Below are 21210 nucleotides of genomic sequence, written 5' to 3' on the forward strand. Positions count from 1 at the left end.
TTGACGCTCATGTTTCTCGGAAGGAATCTCGATGACCGACCCCGGCTCCACTCCTCTCAGGAAGTCCGTGCTGAGCGGCCTGTCCGGCAACGAGATGTACTGCGTCGACCTGCTCGGCTACCATCCCGGCAACCTGCTGGTGGGCAACAGCGTCTTCTCGCGAGGGCTTCTCGGTTCGCTCAGTTCGGGTTTCCGAGGCATGGTCGGGGGTGAGATCACCGCGATCACCAACATGATCACCCAGGGGCGGCACCTGTCGATGCAGCGGCTCATTGCGGAGATGCAGCAGAGCCAGGGGCACGGCGCGACCAGTGTGACGACCGAGTTGATCTTCCACGCCCAGAACATCGAGTTCCTGTCGGTGGCGTCCACGGTGCACCAGAAAGAGGGCGTGCCCTCTGTCGCCTTCACGACCTCCAGCGACGGCCAGGAACTGTTCTGCCAGATGGATGCCGGCTACCAGCCGGTCTCGTTCGTCATGGGCAACGTCGCCTACTCCATCGGGGTCGGCCGGGGCATCACGGGAGCGTTCCGCCAGCTCGCCAAGGGCGAGGTCACGGAGTACAGCGACCTGTTCTCGCGCACCCGCAACCTCGCGCTGCAGCGGATCGTGGCCGAGGCCCAGTCGGTCGGGGCCAATGCGGTCGTGGGCATCACCACGAACATCCTTCCGTTCGGCGGCACGGCGGTGCAGGAGATGCTGATGGTGGGAACGGCGTCGCGGCACGACATGTCCGATCCGGCTCTCGAAGCGGTGGGGGTGGTGACCAGCGACCTCACTGCCGAGGAGATGTGGAGTCTCGCGCGCATCGGCTACGCGCCACTGAAGCTCGTGATGGGTACCTCGGTGTACTCGCTCGGCTTCGTCGGGGGCATCACCTCCGCCTTCAAGAACTTCGTCAAGGGTGAGATCAGTGAGCTGACCCAGCTCATCTACGGAGCGCGCGAGGAGTCGCTTGCCAAGGTGCAGCAGCAGGCCACCGCCGTCGGGGCAGACGATGTCATCGGCATCAAGACGTATGTGTACGACCTCGGCGGCGGGCTCATCGAGTTCCTGGCCATCGGCACTGCCGTGAAGCGCTCGACGGTCGCCTCGACACGCTCGCAGCAGCTTCCGCCGCAGGCCATCGTGCGCGACCGCGACACCTTCTTCAACAGCGCCGAGGCGTCCTACGGGGTCACGCTCACTCGGAACCAGCAGTAGTGGACCTTCGAAGAGTTCGGCGTTCACAGCAAACCGACCTTCGAGGTGCTCCGAACAACTCTCTTGTGAAAGCCGTCAGACTCCTGAAGATCCACCGCCGTGCCCAGAAGCTTGTCGAGACGGAAGCTGAAGCCTCAGTGAAACGGGATGTCGAGCACGGCTTTTGCGAACTCGGCCGGCTGCGCCGTCGGGGCACCATCACCGAGACCGAATTCGTGACCCGACGGGCCGCGCTGCTCCTGCCGGTGGTGCAGCGGCCCGTGCTCGACTAGCCTCGCCCGCTGAAGAGAAGCGAAACATTCGGGGACAGAAAACGGGGCTGCACCTTCCTGGGAAGATGCAGCCCCGTCAATGGGTGACTGCGTGACTAGACGCCGTAGTAGAGCTCGAACTCGAACGGGTGCGGGCGCTGGGCGATCGGCTTGATCTCGTTCTCGCGCTTGTACTCGATCCAGGTCTCGATCAGGTCCTGCGTGAACACGCCGCCCTTGGTCAGGAACTCGTTGTCCGCTTCGAGGGCCAAGAGGGCCTCGCCGAGCGATGCGGGAACCTGGGGGATGTTCTTCGCTTCCTCGGGCGGCAACTCGTAGAGGTCCTTGTCGACGGGCTCGTGCGGCTCGATCCGGTTCTGGATTCCGTCGAGGCCCGCCATGAGCTGCGCCGCGAAGGCGAGATACGGGTTGCCCGAGGCATCCGGTGCACGGAACTCGATGCGCTTGGCCTTCGGGTTCGTTCCGGTGATGGGGATGCGGATCGACGCCGACCGGTTGCCGGCCGAGTAGACCAGGTTCACCGGAGCTTCGAAGCCCGGCACCAGGCGGTGGTACGAGTTGACGGTCGGGTTCGTGAAGGCGAGCACCGCGGGGGCGTGCTTCAGGAGGCCGCCGATGTACCAGCGGGCGATGTCGCTGAGCCCGCCGTAGCCGGCCTCGTCGTAGAACAGCGGGTTGCCGTCGTTCCAGAGCGACTGGTGGGTGTGCATGCCCGATCCGTTGTCGCCGAAGAGCGGCTTCGGCATGAAGGTCGCGGTCTTGCCCCACTGGGAAGCCGTGTTCTTCACGATGTACTTGAACTTCAGGATGTCGTCTGCCGCGTGCACCATGGTGTCGAAACGGTAGTTGATCTCACCCTGGCCGGCGGTGCCGACCTCGTGGTGGGCGCGCTCGAGGATGAGCCCTGAGTCGATCAGCTTCAGCGAGATGTCGTCGCGGAGATCTGCGTGCTGGTCGACGGGGCTGACCGGGAAGTACCCGCCCTTGAAGGGGGTCTTGTTGGCGAGGTTGCCGCCCTCTTCTTCGCGGCCCGAGTTCCAGGCGCCTTCGCTGGAGTCGACGGAGTAGAAGCTCTTGTTCTGCTTCACTTCGTAGCGCACGTCGTCGAAGATGTAGAACTCGGCCTCAGGGGCGAAGAACGCGGTGTCGGCGATGCCGGTCGAGGCGAGGTACTTCTCCGCCTTCTTGGCGACCTGGCGCGGGTCGCGCGAGTAGATCTCGCCGTTCCGCGGGTTGTAGATGTCGAAGATGACGATCAGCGTGCGCTCGACGCGGAAGGGGTCGATGTAGGCGGTCGACACGTCCGGGATGAGCTGCATGTCGGACTCGTGGATCGATGCGAATCCACGGATCGACGAGCCGTCGAACATCTGGCCGACGGAGAAGAAGTCCTCGTCGACGGTTGAGGCGGGGATGTTGAAGTGCTGCTGCACGCCGGGAAGGTCGGTGAAGCGGATATCAAGGAACTTGACGTCGGTGTCCTTGATGAACTTGAGCACCTCGGAAGAATCACTGAACATTTGAGAGACTCCAAATGGCTTGGTACTGAATGGCTTGGCAGTGCTCAGTTGTGAACACAACTTCCGTCAGGGTACCGCGAACCGATTACTCGGCCGTGTCGCAAATGTTTCAGGCATGTTACGTGCAGGGTCATCAAAGTGGCGTGACCTAGACTCGCACTCGTGTCGAATGCAAAGCCTCCGTCCCGCTGGTCTGGCGCTGCACCGAGCACGTGGCCCGGTGAGCGGCTCGGTTTCCCTGAAGAGGGTCGCGGCTCTGTCGGTCGGCCCGGGCGACGCATCGGTGCGCTCCTGATCGACTGGGCCGCCTGTTTCGTCGTCTACGCTGCTTTCTTCTTCGGGAACGCCTGGGCTGCGACCATCATCTTCATGATCGAGCAGATCGTGCTGATGGCCTTCACCGGGGGCGGCTTCGGCCACCTGCTGCTGGGCCTCCGGGTGGTGAAGGTCGACGGCACCTTCGCGGGCTGGTGGCGGCCGATCATCCGCACCGCCCTGCTCGTGCTCACGATCCCCGCGCTGATCTGGGATTCAGACCAGCGCGGGCTCCATGACGTCTTTGCGGGAACGGTGCTCGTGCGGCGATAGTGCCCGCACCGTCGGTCTACAGGATGAAGAGCATCTCCTGGTAGGTCGGCAGCGCCCAGAGGTCGTCGGCGACGATCTCCTCGAGCGTGTCCGCCGCGGTGCGAACCGCCGCCATGGCCGGCAGCAGGGCGTTCCGGGCGTGTTCGGCCTCGGCCAGCGCCTCGTGGTGACCGTCGTCGTCGAGCGCGCTCTTCAGCACGACGAGAGCCGCGCGGAGTTCGGCGAGCGGCACGGAGACCGTCTCGAGCGTCGACGTGTCGGTCTCGACGCCGGCGGCCTTGAGCGCACCGATGTTGAGCGCGAGCTCGGTCTGGTGACGCACGGCCGCGGGAAGCACGACGGTCGTTCCGAGTTCAAGGGTCAGCCGTGCCTCGACACCGATGGTGAGCGTGTACTGCTCGAGCCCGATCTCGTACCGGCTGTGCATCTCACGGTGGTTGAAGACCTTGTACTTCTCGAACAGGTCCATGGCGGGCTCGGTGATCAGTTCGGGCAGCGCGTCGAGCGTGGTCTTGAGGTTCGCCAGTCCACGCTTCTCGGCTTCGATCGGCCACGCGTCGGCGTAACCGTCACCGTTGAACACGACGGATCCGTGTTCGTTGATGATCTCGGTGAGGATCGTCTGCACCGCCTGGTCGAAGTCCGTTCCGTCGGCCACCGCGGCCTCGAGGTTGGTGGCGATGTAGTCGAGCGAGTCGGCCATGATCGTGTTGATCGTGGTCATCGGGCCGGCGACGGACTGCATCGAGCCCGGCGCGCGGAACTCGAACCGGTTGCCCGTGAAGGCGAACGGGCTGGTGCGGTTGCGGTCGCCCGGGTCGGTGGGCAGCACCGGCAGCGTGTCGACGCCGATGACCATCTTGCCTTTGCCCTTCGAGCTCGTGGCCGGCCCCTTGGCGATCTGTTCGAAAACGTCGGCGAGCTGGTCGCCGAGGAAGATCGAGATGATCGCCGGGGGAGCCTCGTTGGCACCGAGGCGGTGGTCGTTGGTGGCGCTGGCGACGGAAGCCCGGAGGAGACCAGCGTATTTGTGCACTGCGCGGATGACCGCCGCGCAGAAGACCAGGAACTGAGCGTTCTCGTGGGGCGTGTCGCCGGGCACGAACACGCTGCCGACCTCGGAGTTTCCGAGGCTGAAGTTCACGTGCTTACCCGATCCGTTGACGCCCTGGAACGGCTTCTCGTGGAACAGGCACTCCATGCCATGCTTCTTGGCGATGGTCTTGAATGTCGTCATCAGCAGCTGCTGGTGGTCGGCCGCGAGGTTCGCCTTCTCGAACATCGGGGCGATCTCGAACTGGCCGGGGGCGACCTCGTTGTGGCGGGTCTTGGCGGGGATGCCGAGCTTGAAGAGCTCACGCTCGGTGTCCATCATGAAGCCGAGAACACGCTCGGGGATCGCGCCGAAGTAGTGGTCGTCGAACTCCTGGCCCTTGGGCGGCTTGGCGCCGAACAGGGTCCGTCCGGCGTTCAGCAGGTCGGGGCGAGCGAGGAAGAAGTGCCGGTCGACGAGGAAGTACTCCTGCTCAGGGCCGCAGTACGACACCACGTGCTCGGGATCCGTGTGCCCGAACAGCTTCAGCACGCGCTCGGCGTGCGTGCCCATCGCCTGCTGCGAGCGGAGCAGCGGCGTCTTGTGGTCGAGGGCCTCACCCGTCATCGACACGAAGACGGTCGGGATGCACAGGGTGTTGCCGTTCGGGTTCTCGAGCACATAGGCAGGGCTCGTGACATCCCAGCCCGTGTAGCCGCGGGCTTCGAACGTGTTGCGGAGCCCGCCGTTCGGGAAGCTGGACGCATCAGGCTCACCCTGCGTCAGGGTCTTGCCAGCGAACTCGGCGAGGGCCGTTCCGTCGCCGATCGGCTCGAAGAAGCTGTCGTGCTTCTCCGCCGTGAGACCGGTGAGCGGGTAGAAGACGTGTGCGTAGTGGGTGGCGCCCTTTTCGAGCGCCCAGTCCTTCATCGCACTTGCCACGGCGTCGGCGATGGCAGGGTCGAGCATCGCGCCGTGCTCGATGGTCGCCATGACCGACTTGTAGACCGACTTCGGCAGGCGCTTCTGCATGACGACCTGGTTGAAGACGTTCTCGCCGAAGATCTCGCCCGGCGCCTCCGAGTCGATGAAGCTGACCGCGGGAGGCACATAGGCCTCAACGTCGCGGACAGCCTGCAAACGGACCTTGTTGCTCATGTGTACCCCTTGTGTGCGCGGAGTTCGTCCGCAGGGCGGCTGTATCCGGTGGGGCAAATCTAGGGAGCGGTTGTCTCAGGGATGTTTCGGGCGCGTGACGGTCTGTGACAGGGTGGTGCTGGCGGGTCCGCGGGATTCCGCGGATGTGACCCGTCTGGGGGCCGCCGGATCAGCGTCCGCGCTGGGGGCGTGCTTTCATCGGGTCGACACCCTTCGGGATCGGCAGGTTGCCCGAGCCGAGAGACGTGAGCCGGTTGCTGACGGCCAGCACCTCGGGCTTGGTCAGGTTCGGCTTGATTCGGTTGAGCTTCGCCGGGATCTTGTGGAGCGGCACCGCGTCATCGTCAGGGCCGACGGAGAGGAACGTGACCGGCACGTTCGGCAGCACCCGCAGGACCTTGCGGCGTTCGTCTTCGAGCATGCGCGTGGTGCGTGACTTCGGGCCCTCGCTGATGAGCACCACCCCGCCCCGGCCGACGGCGCGGTAGACAGCGTCCTGCGTCTTGCCGTTGACGGCGACGGGCATCTCACTGCCCCGCCAGCTGCGCTTCAGCGAGCTGCGGAGCACAGCGCCCACAGCACCGGGCTGGCCGGCGATCTGGCCGTAGGCGGCGGCCTCGGCGCGCCTGCCGAGCACGATCAGGGCGATGAGGACGCCCGCGAGCACACCGGCGACGATCCACATGGCGATGACAAAACCGTTGCCGTCGCTCAGCAGCAGTGCGAGAACGAGGCCGATGGCCACGGGTACCAGGATGCTCAGCACCAGCAGCAGCACGATGTTTTTGTCGTACCGGCGGGTCATCTGGAAGACCTGCCACATCTGCTTGATGCGACCGTCTTCCTTCGGCTTCTTGGGAGCCTTCGGGGCTTTCTCTTTGCTGCGTGCCATACGACCATGGTACCGAGTCGGAGGGTCGTCGGATGCTCGGTGGGGTGCATCTCCTCGTCCACTTGTGGCGCTGTGGGCGAACTGTCCACAGATGCTGGTATCCGGATGCCCGGCGGCACCGTGACGCAGCACGCTCGTGTTCCATGACCCGTACCACCCTCGCCGCCCTTCTGGCCGAACGTGCTCCCACACCGGGGGAGGCCGTGACCGTGCTCGTCCCCGTGCTCCAGACCCTCGATGACCTGCACACGCTGGACTGCACGCACGGCGCGGTCTCCGTACGAACGGTGTTCTTCGACGACACGGGAAAGGCCACGCTCGACGGTTGGGCGAGGTGCGTCGAGCACCGGCGGGGCGAGGTGCTGGATGCGGGGTTCCGGGCGGCGATGGTCGCGGACTGCCGTGCCTTCGTGGAACTCGCGCGGCAGGTTGTGCCGGGGGATACTGGGCCGCGCGAGGCCATGTCGCTTGGGGGCGGGAAGGTTGGGGCCGGGAGGGTTGGGGCCGGGTCGGTTGCGGCCGGGCCGGTTCCGGGAGCGAAGGCGAGGCTCCGCGCGACTCCGTTCCTCGCTGAAGAACTGGCGAGGTTGGAGCGCGGCCGGCGGGAGACCTTCGTCAGGGAGTGTGAGGATCGGCTGTTCGAGCTGGCGACGCCGGAGGCTGTGACTCTGCCGGGATCGACCGCCGGTGATGACAGCTCCGGCGATGACAGCTCTGGCTACGACAGCTCCGGCTACGACTGGGAGTCGGAGACCGCTGGGGTGCTGGCCGGGATCACGGCCGAGGTCGACGAAGTGACCCGGGGCGACGTCGAAGCGGCGCGGCCGCGGGCGAGGCTCCGGTCATGGGTGGCTGACGTGGGTGCGGTAATACGTCGTGCCCCGGCGGCGATTGCGGCGTGGGGGCAGCTGCGGCGGGGCGAGGGGCGGCGTGTGCGTGCCCGCACCCTGCTGGTGGCAGCGGTGGTGTGTGTTGCGGCCGTTGTCGGTGCCTTGGTCAGCCTGCCGGCAGCCGGGTCGCCGGATCCCGTCGCTGCCGGGAAACAGGCACCCGCTCCGGCTTCCGCTCCGCCGACCACTCCCGAGCCGTCGGCTGGCGCCACCACCGAGGCGGACGCACTCATCGCAGGAGACGATCCGGCGGCGGCAGCGGGTGCCCTTCTGGTGCTTCGCGAGAGGTGTCTGGCGGCTCGGTCGCTCCCGTGCCTGGAACGGGTCGACCAACCGGATTCCGCCGCTCGCACGGCGGACAGGGCCGCGGTGTCGCAGAGTCCTCCGTCGCAGAGTCCCGCACAGACCGCGCCGGGCGCCTCGGCCACGGCGGGGGCACCGACCGCGCCGGGCGCATCGGCCACGGCGGGCACACCGCCCACGGCGGGCACACCGCCCTCGCCGGTGACACCGACCGCGCCCCCCGCGCCGGGCGCAGCGGGCGCTCCCGCCACAGGGCCTACACCCGAAGGTGCGGGAGCGCCGGCCCGGCGCTACCGGCTGGTCCAGGCGGTGGGAGCGTCGGCGTTGGTGGAGGTGGTCGGGGGAGGCGCCCAACGCCAACCGGCCTCGCTCCTTCTGGTGAAGGGCGAGGCCGGTTGGCGCATCAGGGAACTGTTCGGTGGTGGGCCGTGAGGCTCACCGGTGTCGTCAGATGCCGAGGACGCCCGCGAAGTTGCCCTCTTCGAGGCGGTTCTTGACCGCGACGAGGAAGCGGGCGGCGTCGGCTCCGTCGACGATGCGGTGATCGTAGCTCAGGGCCAGGTAGACCGTCGAGCGGATCGCGATCGCGTCACTGCCGTCGACCGTCACGACGACCGGCTTCTTCGCAACGATGCCGGTGCCGAGGATGGCGACCTGCGGGAGGAACACGATCGGGGTGTCGAACAGCGCGCCACGAGAACCGGTGTTGGTCAGCGTGAACGTGCCGCCACCGAGCTCGTCGGGCTTCAGCTTGTTGTCGCGGGTGCGCGCTGCGAGATCGGCGATCTCCTTGGCAAGGCCGGCGAGGTCGAGCTCGCCCGCGTTCCGCACGACGGGCGTGAGGAGACCACGCTCGGTGTCGACGGCAATGCTGATGTTCTCGTGGTCCGGGTAGACGATCGAGTCACCGTCGATGGTGGCGTTGATGATCGGGTACGCCTTCAGGGCCTCAGCAGCAGCCAGGGCGAAGAACGGGAGGAACGACAGCTTGGTGCCGGTCTTCTCCGCGAACTGGTCCTTCACCTTGGTGCGGAAGGCGGCGACCTTGGTCACGTCGACCTCGACCACCGACGTGAGCTGGGCACTGGTCTGCATCGAGATGACGGCGCGCTCTGCGACGACCTTGCGGAGGCGTGACATCGGAACGGTCGAACCGCGGAGCGGCGACGTCTCGAGCTTCACCGGTGCGGCAGCGGCAGCGGGTGCCGAAGCAGGAGCTGCGGACGACTTCGCCTCGACGGCGGCAAGCACGTCCTCCTTGCGGATGCGGCCCCCCACGCCCGATCCGGTGACCGTGGAGAGGTCGATGCTGTTGTCGTGCGCGAGCTTACGCACGAGCGGCGTCACGTAACCGGCGTTGCTGCCCGCAGCGTCGGCGGCCGGAGCCGTTGCGGCAGGGGCCGGAGCGGCGGCGGCAGCGGCGGGGGCCTGAGCGGCAGCGGCTGCGGCAGGGGCCGGAGCGGCAGCAGCCGGAGCGGGAACTGCAGCGGGAGCAGCAGCAGCAGCCGGAGCGGGAGCAGCGGCAGCGGGCGCAGGCTCCGGAGCGGGCGCCGGTGCCGGGGCCTCGGCCTCGGTCGGGGCATCCACCGAGGGGACCTCGGCAGCGGGAGCCTCTTCGGCCGGAGCAGCCGGAGCTGCTTCTGCCGGCGCTGCCTCAGCGGGAGCGGGCTCTGCGGCGGGGACCTCGGGCTCAGCCGCGGCCGCACCCGACCCGTCGCCGATGGTGACGAGCGGAGTACCGACCTCGACGGTCTCGTCTTCCTGCACCAGGATCTGCTCGATGACGCCTGAGATCGGGGAGGGGATCTCCGTGTCGACCTTGTCGGTCGACACCTCGAGTAGGGGCTCGTCGACTTCGACGTGGTCGCCCACGTTCTTGAGCCAGCGGGTGACCGTTCCCTCGGTCACACTCTCACCGAGTGCCGGAAGGTTGACGGATTCGCTCATCGGTAGGTCTCCTCTTTCGCAAAACGTTCAGTGCTGCGTGTTCAGTGCTGCGTGTTCAGTGTGTCAGGTCGTGCAGTGTGTCAGTTCGTACAGGCAGGCAGTACGAGTTTAGGTGGATCGGGATGTCACATCGCGTGGAGCGGTTTGCCGGCCAGGGCGAGGTGCGCCTCACCGAGGGCCTCGTTCTGCGTGGGGTGCGCGTGCACGAGCGAGGCGACGTCTTCGGGGTACGCCTCCCAGTTCACGATGAGCTGGCCCTCGCCGATGAGCTCGCCGACGCGGGCGCCGATCATGTGGATGCCGACGACGGGGCCGTCGTTCACCCGCACGACCTTCACCGAACCGGAGGTTCCGATGATGTGGCTCTTGCCGTTGCCGGCCAGGTTGTAGTCGTAGGACGAGACCTTGTCGGCGCCGAACTTCTCGGCGGCCTTCGCCTCGGTGTAGCCCACCGACGCGACCTCGGGGTCGGAGTAGGTGACCTTGGGGATGTTGACGTCTTCGACGACCTGCGGGTTCAGACCGGCGATCTCCTCGGCGACGAAGATGCCCTGCTGGAACCCGCGGTGCGCGAGCTGGAGGCCGGGAACGATGTCGCCGACGGCGTAGACGCCCTCGAGGTTGGTCTGCAGACGCTCGTTCGTGATGACGAAGCCGCGGTCGATGGTGACGCCGGCCTCCTCGAAGCCGAGGCCCGCCGTCGACGGTCCGCGGCCCACGGCCACGAGCAGCAGGTCGGCCTCGACCGTGGTGCCGTTCTCCAGCGTCACGACGACACCCTGGTCGTTCTGGGTGACGCTCTGGAAGCGGATGCCGAGCGAGAACTCGATGCCGCGCTTGCGGTAGGCGCGCTCGAACTGCTTCGACACGGACTCCTCCTCGTTCGGAACGAGGTGGGGGAGCGCCTCGATGATCGAGACGTCGGCGCCGAACGACTTCCAGACGCTGGCGAACTCGACACCGATGACGCCGCCGCCGAGGATCGCGACCTTCTTCGGGATGTAGTCGAGCGCGAGAGCGGTCTCGCTCGTGATGACGCGACCACCGATCTCGAGGCCGGGGAGCGTGCGGGAGTAGGACCCCGTGGCGAGGACCATGTTCTTGCCGGTGTAGAGGTCGTCGCCGACCTGCACGGTCTTCGGCGCGACGAGCTTGCCCTCACCGCGGACGACGGTGATCTTCCGGGCCTTGATCAGGCCCTCGAGGCCCTTGAACTTGCTCGTGACGATGCCTTCGCGGTACGCGGTCACCGCAGCGATGTCGATGCCGTTGAACGTGGTGTTCACGCCGTACTTGGCGGATTCACGCGACACGTCTGCGACCTCGGCGGAGTGCAGGAGCGCTTTCGTGGGGATGCACCCGCGGTGCAGGCACGTGCCGCCGAGTTTGTCCTTCTCCACCAGTGCGACCGTGAAGCCGAGCTGCACGGCGCGGAGGGCGGCCGCGTAGCCACCACTTCCTCCACCGAGAACGACGATGTCAAAATTGGTTTCCGACACTTGAGAGACTCCCTTATGCATCGAGCATGGTGACTGCACCCGCGCCTCCGCAGGTGTCTTGACGACGAGTTATTTTTTCGCCCAACTGAGCCTACTACGAGTCACTCAGCGCTCATCCTTTCGGCCAGGTCGATCAGCGTGCGCACGGTCACGCCGGTCGGACCCTTGCCCGTGAAGCCGTATCCTTCCCCGCCGTTCATCGCTGGTCCCGCGATGTCGAGGTGGGTCCAGGGGATCGGCCCGCTGCCGTCGGCCTTCTGGCCGACGAACTCCCTCAGGAAGATGCCCGCGATGAGCATGCCGCCCGCCGTGTTGCCGGGCTTGATGTTCTGGAGGTCTGCGATGTCCGAGTTCAGCAGCGGCCTCAGCTCTGCGGGCAACGGCATGTGCCAGAGCGTCTCCGCCGAGGCCGCAGCCGACGCGAGCACCGACGCGACCAGGTCGTTCTCGCCCATGACGCCCACATAGCGGTTGCCGAGAGCGGTGACCTGCGCCCCGGTCAGGGTGGCGACGTCGATGATGGCGTCGGGGTGCTCCGCGCTGGCCGCGACGAGTCCGTCCGCCAGCACGAGCCGTCCTTCGGCGTCGGTGTTCAGAACCTCGACGGTCTTGCCGCCGTGGATCGTGAGCACGTCGCCGGGGCGGATGGCGGAGCCCGAGGGCATGTTCTCCGCAATGCAGAGCCACGCCGTGATCCGCACCGGCAGGGCTAGGGCGGCGGCCGCGAGGGCCACGGCGAGCACCGTCGCGGCTCCCGTCATGTCGTCCTTCATGCCGATCATCGACGCCGGCGGCTTCAGCGACAGTCCGCCGGAGTCGAAGGTGATGCCCTTGCCGACGAGCGCAAGGTGTCTGGATGCCCCGCTCGGCTGGTAGGCGACCTTGACCAGTCGCGGGCCTCTCGTCGACCCCTGTCCGACACCCAGGATCCCGCCGAAGCCGTCGGCGAGGAGGTCTGCCTCCTCCCAGACCGTCAGCTCGACGGGCAGGCCCTCGGCTGCGGCGCGCGCCTTCTCCACGAGGGTCGCCGGGTAGAGGTCGAGCGGCGCCGCGTTGACGAGGTCACGCACGAGCGCCACGGCCCGGGCCGTCTCGCGGGCGGGCTCCACCGCAGCGTCGACGCCGTCGAGCGTCGAACTCAGGATGAGGCTGCCCGCGGCGGCGGAGCGGCCCTCCAGCGTCGAGAAGCGGTACTCGGTGTAGTCGTAGGCACCGATCGCCGCACCCTCGAGCACCGCCCGGGCATCCGCGGCCGACCCGACGGGCAGGCCGAGCGCGACGGTCTCGAAGCCCCGCACGCGCCGGGTTGCCGCTCCGGCCGCGTACCGGAGCGCATCCGGTGTCGCTTCGGGAACACCGAGCCCGACGAGGATCACGACAGGGGAGTGGATGCCCGTGACCGGCCCGACCCGTTGCACCTCGTCTCGCTTGCCGCCGAAGCCGAGGCCCGCGAACATCGCCTCGAGGGCGGTCACGGAGTCGGCGGGCAGCGTGTCGCCGGCCAGGACGACGACACGGTCATCCACCTGGGCGACGCCGAGCACCAGGGCATCGGCGGCGATCTCTGCGGCGGGTTGGGAGGTGATGGAAATATCGGGGAGGCTCATGTGCTTAACCCTAGCTACGCCGATGTGTCACCACGGTGCCCTGCGTTCGCCACGGGCGGATCGCTCCCAGAGGGTGCCGGGCGGTGACCGGATTAGAGTGGGTACATGAAGGATCCGACTGAGTTGTTCGAATTGGCAGACGAGGTCGACCTGATCCCCGAGGGCCTGCCCCTGGTGGCGGCCCTCACCGGTTTCACCGACGCCGGAGCGGCTGTCAGCCAGTTCGGTGAGTACATGCTCGACACGCTGAACAATCGCGTGGTCGCCGAGTTCGATCCCGACATCCTGCTCGACTACCGGGCCCGCCGGCCGATCGTCGACTTCGACCAGGACCACCTGAGCGACTACCAGCCGCAGACCCTCCGCCTGTATCTCGTCAGTGACGAGCTAGGCCAGCAGTTCCTGTTCCTGCACGGATTCGAGCCCGACTTCCGCTGGGAGCAGTTCACGGCCGCGGTACTCCACCTCGTCGACCGGTTCCAGGTCAAGACCACGACGTGGGTGCACGCGATCCCGATGCCGGTGCCCCACACCCGCTCGATCGGTGTGACAGTCAGTGGCAACCGGGTCGAACTGACCGACGCGATGTCGGTGTGGCGGCCGCACACGCAGGTTCCGGCGAACGTGCTGCACCTGGCCGAGTACCGGTTGCAGCAGCTGGGCCACCCCATCGCGGGGTTCGTGCTGCTCATCCCGCACTACCTCGCCGACACCGAGTACCCGCTCGCCGCTGTCGCCTCGCTCGAGAGCATCAGCGCCGCGACCGGGCTCATCTTCCCGACCGACAGGCTGCGTGAAGAGGGTCGTGAGTTCCTGACGAAGATCGACCAGCAGGTCAAGGCGAACACCGAGCTCGAGAAGCTCGTGGGCACGCTCGAGGAACGCCACGACAGCTATATGCAGAACGCGGGGCTCCGGTCACCGCTCACCGATGAAGACGGGGAGCTGCCGTCGGCCGACGAGATCGCGGCAGAGCTCGAGAACTTCCTGGCGATCAAGCGGCGCGGCGATGACTCGGGGCCGGGGTTCGGCGGGCTGTAGCTCGCGAGACTCGGCCTGGCTGCGCCGGTAAACTTGACCGGTGAATTCAAAACGGTCGTGGTTCATCTTCGGGATCGCCGCCCTGGCCTATGTGTCGGCGGTGCTCCAGCGAACCACGCTCGGGGTCGCGGGAGTCTCTGCGGCTGAACGCTTCGACACCTCGGCGGCCATCCTGTCGAGCCTGGCCGTCGTACAGCTGATCGTCTACGCGGCGCTGCAGATCCCGAACGGCGTGCTGATCGACAGGGTCGGGCCGAAGGCGTTGATCGTGATCGGCACCGTCGTGATGGTGGCCGGGCAGCTCACCCTGGCCTTCTCGACAGACATCGGTATCGCGATCCTCGGTCGCATCCTGGTCGGCGCAGGCGACTCGGCGGTCTTCATCTCCGTGATCCGGCTGGTGAACTCCTGGTTCTCCGGGCGGATCGTGCCGCAGCTGTCGCAGTGGATGGGCAACATCGGGGCGATCGGCCAGATCCTGTCCGCCGTGCCGTTCGCGATCGTGCTGCACGCGGCCGGCTGGACGACGGCGTTCGCCTCGGCGGCTTCCGTGGGGGTGCTGGCGTTCATCCTGAGCCTCGTGGTGCTCGCCGATCGTCCGGCCGACGCCCCGGTCGCGACGCAGCCGACGCTCCGGGCGGTGATGGCGCGCCTCGGCCCGACCCTCCGCCGGCCCGGAACGCAACTCGGGTTCTGGTCGCACTTCGTGACCCAGTCGTCTGGCACGGTGTTCACCCTGTTCTGGGGTTTCCCGTTCATGGTCTCGGCCCTCGGCTACAGCCCCGCACTCGCCTCTGGCCTGCTGGTCGTCATCGTGCTGGTCGGGCTGGTGTCCGGCCCGATCCTCGGTGTGCTCACCGCCCGCTTCCCGCTCCGCCGGTCGAACCTGGTGATCGGGATCGTCGTGGTGCTCGGCATCGTCTGGACGGCGGTGCTCGTCTGGCCCGTCGCACCGCCGTTCTGGCTGATCGTGCTCCTCGTGGTCGCGATGGGCGCGGGCGGTCCGGGTTCGCTGATCGGGTTCGATTTCGCCCGCACGTTCAACCCGCCGCACACCCTCGGCTCCGCGAACGGTGTGGTCAATGTGGGCGGTTTCACGGCGAGTTTCGTGATGCTGTTCCTGATCGGCGTGGTGCTGGATGCGCTCCACGGTGCGGGCTTCAGTGCGAACCTCTATGACGTGGGCGCGTTCCGGATCGCCTTCTGCGTGCAGTACGTCATCATCGGGGCCGGCGTGCTCTTCCTTCTGAACGCCCGGCGGCGGGCGCGCCTTCAGTTAGAAGAGGACGAGGGAATATCTGTGGGGCCGCTGTGGGTTGCACTGTCTGCGGCCTGGTCCCGAAAGCGGACTTGACAAAAGCGCCATCTGTCAGCCAAGGTTCGCGATCCGTGCAATAATTGTCAGCAGAGACCCGTTCTTGTCCTGGGGTGGTCCGCATGTCGGCCCACGCGAAATCCCAGCACTTGACATGGGTCTTAGTAATGTCAAAAAACAACTCTGGTTGACAGTGGCGCGGGGGCGCAGTTCCGTCCCGACGCAACCTCCGCCAGTGTGAAAGGTGATCCATATGGCCACCACGAAGGCTCCCGCGGCAAAAGCCGCAGCCCCGAAGACCTCCTCTGCCGCGAAGGCGGCAGTCAAGACCCCCGCCAAGACGGCGGCCCCCAAGGCCACCAAGACAGCTGCCCGCGGCAAAGCGACGGCCAGCAAGGCGAAGGCCGATCCCGACACCGAAGACGAGGATGCGGAGGGCGTCGACGACGCCGCCGAACTCGAGACCGACACGACCGACGAGGTGGTTGCCGTCGTCGCCGACGGTGACGCCGCGCCCGAAACTGCCGCGAACGACGATGACTCCGACGACGACAGCTCGAAGGGCGCAGCGTCCGAAGCGCTCCCGACGGGTGCGCTGGTGCTGTCGCTCGTCGACGACGACGACGATGTGCCGGTCTACTCGAGCGCCATCACCGGCGCGACAGCAGACCCGGTCAAGGACTACCTGAAGCAGATCGGAAAGGTCGCCCTGCTGAACGCGGCCGAAGAGGTCGAGCTCGCCATGCGCATCGAGGCCGGACTGTTCGCCGAGGACAAGCTCGCGAACTCCGAGGGCCTCAGCCCCTCGGCCAAGCGCGAACTGCAGTGGGTCGCCAAAGACGGCCAGCGCGCGAAGAGCCACCTGCTCGGCGCCAACCTCCGGCTCGTCGTGTCCCTCGCGAAGCGTTACACCGGTCGCGGAATGCAGTTCCTCGACCTCATCCAGGAGGGCAACCTCGGCCTCATCCGTGCGGTCGAGAAGTTCGACTACACCAAGGGCTTCAAGTTCTCGACCTACGCGACCTGGTGGATCCGCCAGGCCATCACCCGCGCCATGGCCGACCAGGCCCGCACCATCCGCATCCCGGTGCACATGGTCGAGGTCATCAACAAACTCGCCCGCGTGCAGCGCCAGATGCTCCAGGACCTCGGCCGCGAGCCCACGCCCGAGGAACTCAGCCGTGAACTCGACATGACGCCCGAGAAGGTCGTCGAGGTGCAGAAGTACGGCCGCGAACCCATTTCGCTCCACACTCCGCTCGGTGAAGACGGCGACAGCGAATTCGGTGACCTCATCGAGGACACCGAGGCCGTCGTCCCCGCCGACGCTGTGGGCTTCACGATGCTGCAGAAGCAGCTCGAGTCGCTGCTCGATTCGCTCTCCGAACGCGAGGCGGGCGTGATCCGCATGCGCTTCGGCCTCGGTGACGGTATGCCGAAGACCCTCGACCAGATCGGCGACACGTTCGGTGTGACGCGCGAGCGCATCCGCCAGATCGAGTCGAAGACCATGGCCAAGCTCCGTCACCCGTCGCGGTCGCAGTCCCTGCGCGACTACCTCGAATAAACCGTGGGAGTTCGCACCAGCGCGGCCGTCGCAGTCGGTCGGGCTGTCCGGGTCGCCGCGCGTCTGCGTGGCGGTGGCTCGGCCATCCCGGGCACCGTCGCTCTTCGCATCGCACCCCGTTTTCTCGAAGACACCATCTCGGCCATCCCCCGCGGGGTGGTCGCGGTGTCGGGTTCCAACGGCAAGTCGACCACCACGAACATGTTGGCGGCCATCCTCCGTGAACACGGCCTGAAGGTGTTCACGAACCCCTCGGGAGGCAATCTCCCGCAGGGCATCGCGTCGTCCGTGCTGTCGCAGGTGTCTGTGGGCGGCCGGCTCGACGCCGACATCGCGATCCTCGAGGTGGATGAGGGCTACGGCCCCAAGCTCGCGAAGCTGCTGAAGCCCCGTACAGTTCTGCTGCTGAACATCCAGATCGACCAGCTGAACCGGTACCACGAGCCGGACCGGGTGGTGCGGATGCTCGAACAGGTCGCCCTGACAGCGACCACCTCGCTCATCCTGAACCGGGACGACAACCATCTCGTCGATCTCGACACGCGCATCCCGGGCTCGCGTGAGGTGTCGTTCTTCGGTGCCAGCCCCGAGCTGATCTCGGGTGCCGCTCATGGGGTGGCGTCGGCCGACCGGTTCGGCGACGTGCACGCTGAGGCCGGCGGCCGCGAAGCTGCGGTCACAGTCACGGCTCTCGGCGACTCGAGTGCGACGCTCAGTGTCGACGGTACACAGATCGAGGTGCGGCTCCCCGCACGCGGGTTGCACTACGCCCTGGATGCCGCGGGCGCTGCCGCCACGGCCCGATCCGTTCTCGGAGCCGACTTCCGCCCCGAGAAGGTCACAGCTGCCCTCGGCGGTCTCTCGACGGTCTACGGTCGCGGCGAGCTCCTGGAGGTGGGCGGCGAGAGCATCGAGATCATCATGATGAAGAACCCCGCGAGCCTGCAGCTGAACCTCGACTCGCTGGCGACAGAGCCCGAGCAGGTGTTCATGGCGATCGACGAGGGGACGCCGGATCCGTCGTGGATCTACGACATCGACCTCTCCGCCCTCTCGCACGTCGATGTGATCACCGGGTCGAAGGCGTGGCAGTTCGCTGTGCGGCTCGGCTATGCGGGTATCCCGGTCGGCTCCGTCGACCTCGACGTGCGCGCGGCGCTCCGCCAGTTCCTTGCGCTCCCGCGCCCCACGAACGGTCGCAAGACGATGATTCTCAACTACGAACAGATGATGGGGATTCGCAAGATCCTCGGATTCAAGGAACTGGAAGGCGGCGGCCAGGCATGAGCGAGCTCCCCACCGCTTCCCGGCCCGAGGCACCCGCGTCGGAGCGGTTGAACATCCTGCATCTCTTCCCGCGCACGCTCGGGATGAACGGTGAGAACGGCAACGTCGACATCCTCGTGCACCGGGCCGAGGCCCGCGGACTCAGCGTGACGGTGAAGCGGTACGAAGACGGCGACTCCCTGCCCGCCGCGGTGGACCTGGTGTTCATCGGCAGCGGACCGGTCTCCGCCCAGCTCGAGACGCACCCGTACCTGAGCGTGGTGGCGCCGCCGCTTCGTGCGCTGGCTGCGCACGACGTGCCGATCCTCGCGGTCGGCGCCGGATTCCAGCTGCTCGGGGAGTCGGTGACGCTCGCCGACGGCAGCGTCCTCACGGGCGCTGGCGTGTTCCCGGTGACGACGGTCGTGGCCGGTGAGCGCGTCGTGGGTGACTTCGTCGTGTCGTCACCCGTGCTCGGCACGGTGGTCGGGTTCGAGAACCGCGGATCGTACGTCGACATCGGCGATGCAACGCCGATCGGTCATGTCGTGTACGGTCGCGGGAATGTGGCCGCAAACGGTCCCGGCGCGTCTGCGGGTGCGGCGGCGATCGCTGCCTCGGGGGCGACCGCCGAAGGCACCGTGCGGGTGGCTCCGGATGACCGTGTCGAGGGTTACTGGGTCGGCAACCTGGTCGGCACCCACCTCCACGGTCCGGTGCTCGCGAACAACCCCGCCCTCGCAGACTGGTTGCTCACCGCAGCGCTCGCCCGCCGCGGTGACACGCTCCCCGCGGCGCCTGCCTCGCTCGCCGAGATCGACCGCCGCGCCGCCAAGGCCCGCGACACCATCGCCGCCGCCCCCCTCTCCGAGTAAGTGAGCGCGGCGGGCGGCCTGAACGGCCGTCCGCTCCCAGCGCGGCACGAAGCGCGGTGCCATCCAATCGACTGGGGAGTTTCGGTCGTTCTGGCCGTGACATGACGACTGAAACTCCCGACTGGGGGGCCACTCAGGTGTCGATGCGGTCCTTCGACATGGTGTCGCTGCCGGCGATGATGAACTCTTTGCGGGGGGCCACGTCGTCACCCATGAGGAGCTCGAAGGTGCGCTCGGCGGCGGCCGCGTCATCCACCCGCACCCGGCGGAGCATGCGGTGCGCCTTGTCCATCGTGGTGAGCGCGAGCTGGTCGGCATCCATCTCGCCGAGGCCCTTGTAGCGCTGGATCGGGTCCTGGTACTTCTTGTTGCTCTTCTTCAGGCCCGCGAGCACGCCGTTCAGTTCAGCCTCGGAGTACGTGTAGATCGTCTCGTTCGGCTTCGTACCGGGGTTCATCACCACGACGCGGTGCAGCGGCGGCACGGCCGCGAAGACCCGCCCGGCGTCGATCATCGGCCGCATGTAGCGGAAGAACAGCGTCAGCAGCAGGGTGCGGATGTGCGCCCCGTCGACGTCGGCGTCGCTCATCAGGATGATCTTGCCGTACCGCGCGGCCGAGAGGTCGAACGTGCGGCCCGATCCGGCTCCGATCACCTGGATCATCGACGCGCACTCGGCGTTCGAGAGCATGTCGCTGACCGAGGCCTTCTGCACGTTCAGGATCTTGCCGCGGATCGGCAACAGCGCCTGGAACTCACTGTTGCGCGCCTGCTTGGCCGTGCCGAGGGCTGAGTCGCCCTCCACGATGAACAGTTCGCTGCCGGTCACGTCGCTCGACCGGCAGTCGACCAGTTTTGCCGGGAGCGACGAGCTCTCGAGCGCGTTCTTGCGGCGCTGGGTCTCTTTGTGCGCCCGAGCGGAGATGCGCGACTTCATCTCGGCCACGACCTTGTCGAGCACGAGGGCCGTCTGCGTCTTGTCATCGCGTTTCGTCGACGCAAACCGTTCGGTGAGCGTCTTCGTGATCACATTCGTGACGATGCCGCGCACGGAGGGCGTGCCGAGGATCTCTTTCGTCTGCCCTTCGAACTGCGGTTCGGGGAGGCGCACGGTGAGCACGGCGGTCAGACCGGCGAGCACGTCTTCTTTGTCGAGCTTGTCGTTGCCGACCTTCAGGCGGCGCGCATTGTCTTCCACGGTCTTCCGGAGGAAGCGCAGAAGCCCCGCCTCGAAGCCGGCGAGGTGGGTGCCGCCCTTCGGGGTGGAGATGATGTTCACGAAGGTCTTCACCTCCGTCTCGTAGCCGGTTCCCCAACGGAGGGCGATGTCCACGGCGCAATCGCGGGTGAGCTCGGTGGGAACCATCGCGCCGGCCTCGCTCAGCACGGGAACGGTCTCCGTGAAGGTGCCCGAACCCTCGAGGCGCCAGGTGTCGGTCAACGGGGCATCCGGAGCCAGGAAGTCGACGAACTCGGCCAGCCCGCCCTCGTACTTGAACGACTCGTGCAGCGGCACCTCGCCGCGATTGTCGGTGATGTCGAGGGCGAGCCCCGAGACGAGGAAGGCGGTCTGGCGGGCACGGTCCACCAGCTCCGAGGTCTGGAACTCGGTCGTCTCCGTGAAGATCTGCGGGTCGGCCCAGTAGCGGATGCGCGTTCCCGTCACTCCGCGCTTCACCTTGCCGATCACCCGCAGTTCGCTCTGCTTCTCGAACGGAGTGAACGGTGCGCTCGGGGACGGGGCTGCGCCTGGGGCATCGGCGAAGTTGCCGGGCTCGCCGCGGTGGAACGACATGGCATAGGTCTTGCCGTCACGGTCGACCTCCACATCGAGTCGCTCGCTCAACGCATTGACCACCGAGGCGCCGACGCCGTGCAGGCCACCGGATGCGGCGTACGATCCCGAACCGAACTTGCCGCCGGCATGCAGTTTGGTGAAGACGACCTCGACACCGCTGAGGCCGGTGCGCGGCTCGATGTCGACCGGGATGCCTCTGGCCCGGTCGCGCACCTCGACACTGTTGTCGGCGTGCAGGGTGATCGAGATCTCGTCGCCGTGCCCGCCGAGCGCCTCGTCGACCGAGTTGTCGATGATTTCCCAGAGGCAGTGCATCAACCCTTTCGGGCCGGTCGATCCGATGTACATGCCGGGCCGCTTCCGCACTGCCTCGAGACCCTCCAGAACCGACAGGTGCCTGGCCGAGTAGTCGGACGATGCCAAGGGTGCTCCTAG

General features: G+C 67.0%; 16 protein-coding genes. 9 read left to right on the top strand and 7 right to left on the bottom strand.

Annotation, left to right across the window (positions count from 1 at the left end; genetic code table 11):
* The first annotated feature begins 31 nt into the window (after nucleotides 1-31).
* On the top strand, nucleotides 32-1204 hold the full coding sequence (locus tag FB464_RS04885) for a heavy metal-binding domain-containing protein (protein ID WP_116414860.1): 1173 nt from the start codon (nucleotides 32-34) through the stop codon (nucleotides 1202-1204).
* 65 nt (nucleotides 1205-1269) lie between these two features.
* A complete protein-coding gene (locus FB464_RS04890; protein ID WP_116414859.1) occupies nucleotides 1270-1476 on the top strand; it encodes a hypothetical protein in 207 nt (68 codons plus the stop codon).
* A 95-nt stretch (nucleotides 1477-1571) separates the two neighbouring features.
* Here the strand turns inward: FB464_RS04890 and glnA are convergent, their stop codons facing one another.
* The gene (gene glnA / locus FB464_RS04895) at nucleotides 1572-2996 is read right to left on the bottom strand and encodes a type I glutamate--ammonia ligase (protein WP_116414858.1); all 1425 of its coding nucleotides are present in this window, start codon (nucleotides 2994-2996) and stop codon (nucleotides 1572-1574) included.
* A 162-nt stretch (nucleotides 2997-3158) separates the two neighbouring features.
* Between glnA and FB464_RS04900 the strand changes: the two genes are divergently transcribed.
* Entirely contained in the window at nucleotides 3159-3584 is a 426-nt protein-coding gene (locus FB464_RS04900; protein WP_116414857.1) for an RDD family protein, read from the top strand.
* 16 nt (nucleotides 3585-3600) lie between these two features.
* Here FB464_RS04900 and FB464_RS04905 read toward each other — a convergent pair whose 3' ends face one another.
* Together FB464_RS04905 and FB464_RS04910 are read right to left on the bottom strand one after the other, a co-directional pair.
* Nucleotides 3601-5775 (bottom strand): glutamine synthetase III family protein, encoded by a 2175-nt coding sequence (locus FB464_RS04905; RefSeq protein WP_116414856.1) that lies wholly within the window; start codon nucleotides 5773-5775, stop codon nucleotides 3601-3603.
* A gap of 169 nt (nucleotides 5776-5944) precedes the next feature.
* The gene (locus FB464_RS04910; protein WP_116414855.1) at nucleotides 5945-6667 is read right to left on the bottom strand and encodes a DUF4191 domain-containing protein; all 723 of its coding nucleotides are present in this window, start codon (nucleotides 6665-6667) and stop codon (nucleotides 5945-5947) included.
* A 143-nt stretch (nucleotides 6668-6810) separates the two neighbouring features.
* On the opposite strand from FB464_RS04910, the gene FB464_RS19705 reads away from it, so the two are divergent.
* Complete coding sequence (locus FB464_RS19705; protein ID WP_170151910.1) at nucleotides 6811-8292, top strand: hypothetical protein; 1482 nt, start codon at nucleotides 6811-6813, stop codon at nucleotides 8290-8292.
* A gap of 15 nt (nucleotides 8293-8307) precedes the next feature.
* Here FB464_RS19705 and sucB read toward each other — a convergent pair whose 3' ends face one another.
* From sucB to FB464_RS04935, 3 genes are all read right to left on the bottom strand, one after another.
* A complete protein-coding gene (gene sucB, locus FB464_RS04925) occupies nucleotides 8308-9807 on the bottom strand; it encodes a 2-oxoglutarate dehydrogenase, E2 component, dihydrolipoamide succinyltransferase (RefSeq protein ID WP_116414853.1) in 1500 nt (499 codons plus the stop codon).
* Nucleotides 9808-9932: 125 nt separating this feature from the next.
* Entirely contained in the window at nucleotides 9933-11306 is a 1374-nt protein-coding gene (gene lpdA / locus FB464_RS04930; protein WP_116414852.1) for a dihydrolipoyl dehydrogenase, read from the bottom strand.
* Between the two features lie 101 nt (nucleotides 11307-11407).
* Nucleotides 11408-12913, bottom strand: coding sequence for a leucyl aminopeptidase (locus FB464_RS04935; RefSeq protein WP_116414851.1), 1506 nt, complete (start codon nucleotides 12911-12913; stop codon nucleotides 11408-11410).
* Between the two features lie 105 nt (nucleotides 12914-13018).
* Here FB464_RS04935 and FB464_RS04940 point away from each other — a divergent pair, with 105 nt between their 5' ends.
* The 5 genes from FB464_RS04940 to FB464_RS04960 all read left to right on the top strand — a co-directional run bounded on the left by FB464_RS04940 (nucleotide 13019) and on the right by FB464_RS04960 (nucleotide 18977).
* Nucleotides 13019-13954, top strand: coding sequence for a proteasome assembly chaperone family protein (locus FB464_RS04940; protein WP_116414850.1), 936 nt, complete (start codon nucleotides 13019-13021; stop codon nucleotides 13952-13954).
* A 40-nt stretch (nucleotides 13955-13994) separates the two neighbouring features.
* Nucleotides 13995-15308 (top strand): MFS transporter, encoded by a 1314-nt coding sequence (locus tag FB464_RS04945; protein ID WP_116414849.1) that lies wholly within the window; start codon nucleotides 13995-13997, stop codon nucleotides 15306-15308.
* A 214-nt stretch (nucleotides 15309-15522) separates the two neighbouring features.
* On the top strand, nucleotides 15523-16836 hold the full coding sequence (locus FB464_RS04950) for an RNA polymerase sigma factor (protein ID WP_116414848.1): 1314 nt from the start codon (nucleotides 15523-15525) through the stop codon (nucleotides 16834-16836).
* A 3-nt stretch (nucleotides 16837-16839) separates the two neighbouring features.
* Entirely contained in the window at nucleotides 16840-18123 is a 1284-nt protein-coding gene (locus FB464_RS04955) for a MurT ligase domain-containing protein (RefSeq protein ID WP_116414847.1), read from the top strand.
* Nucleotides 18120-18977, top strand: a complete 858-nt coding sequence (locus FB464_RS04960; protein ID WP_116414846.1) for a type 1 glutamine amidotransferase — start codon at nucleotides 18120-18122, stop codon at nucleotides 18975-18977. The genes FB464_RS04955 and FB464_RS04960 overlap by 4 nt, the downstream gene beginning before the upstream one ends.
* Before the next feature lie 133 nt (nucleotides 18978-19110).
* On the opposite strand, the gene FB464_RS04965 is transcribed toward FB464_RS04960, so the two are convergent.
* Nucleotides 19111-21198: a DNA gyrase/topoisomerase IV subunit B gene (locus tag FB464_RS04965; RefSeq protein ID WP_116414845.1), complete on the bottom strand. Its 2088-nt coding sequence runs from the start codon at nucleotides 21196-21198 to the stop codon at nucleotides 19111-19113.
* Between the last annotated feature and the right edge of the window lie 12 nt (nucleotides 21199-21210).

This window comes from Subtercola boreus (genome assembly GCF_006716115.1).
Classification (GTDB): domain Bacteria; phylum Actinomycetota; class Actinomycetes; order Actinomycetales; family Microbacteriaceae; genus Subtercola; species Subtercola boreus.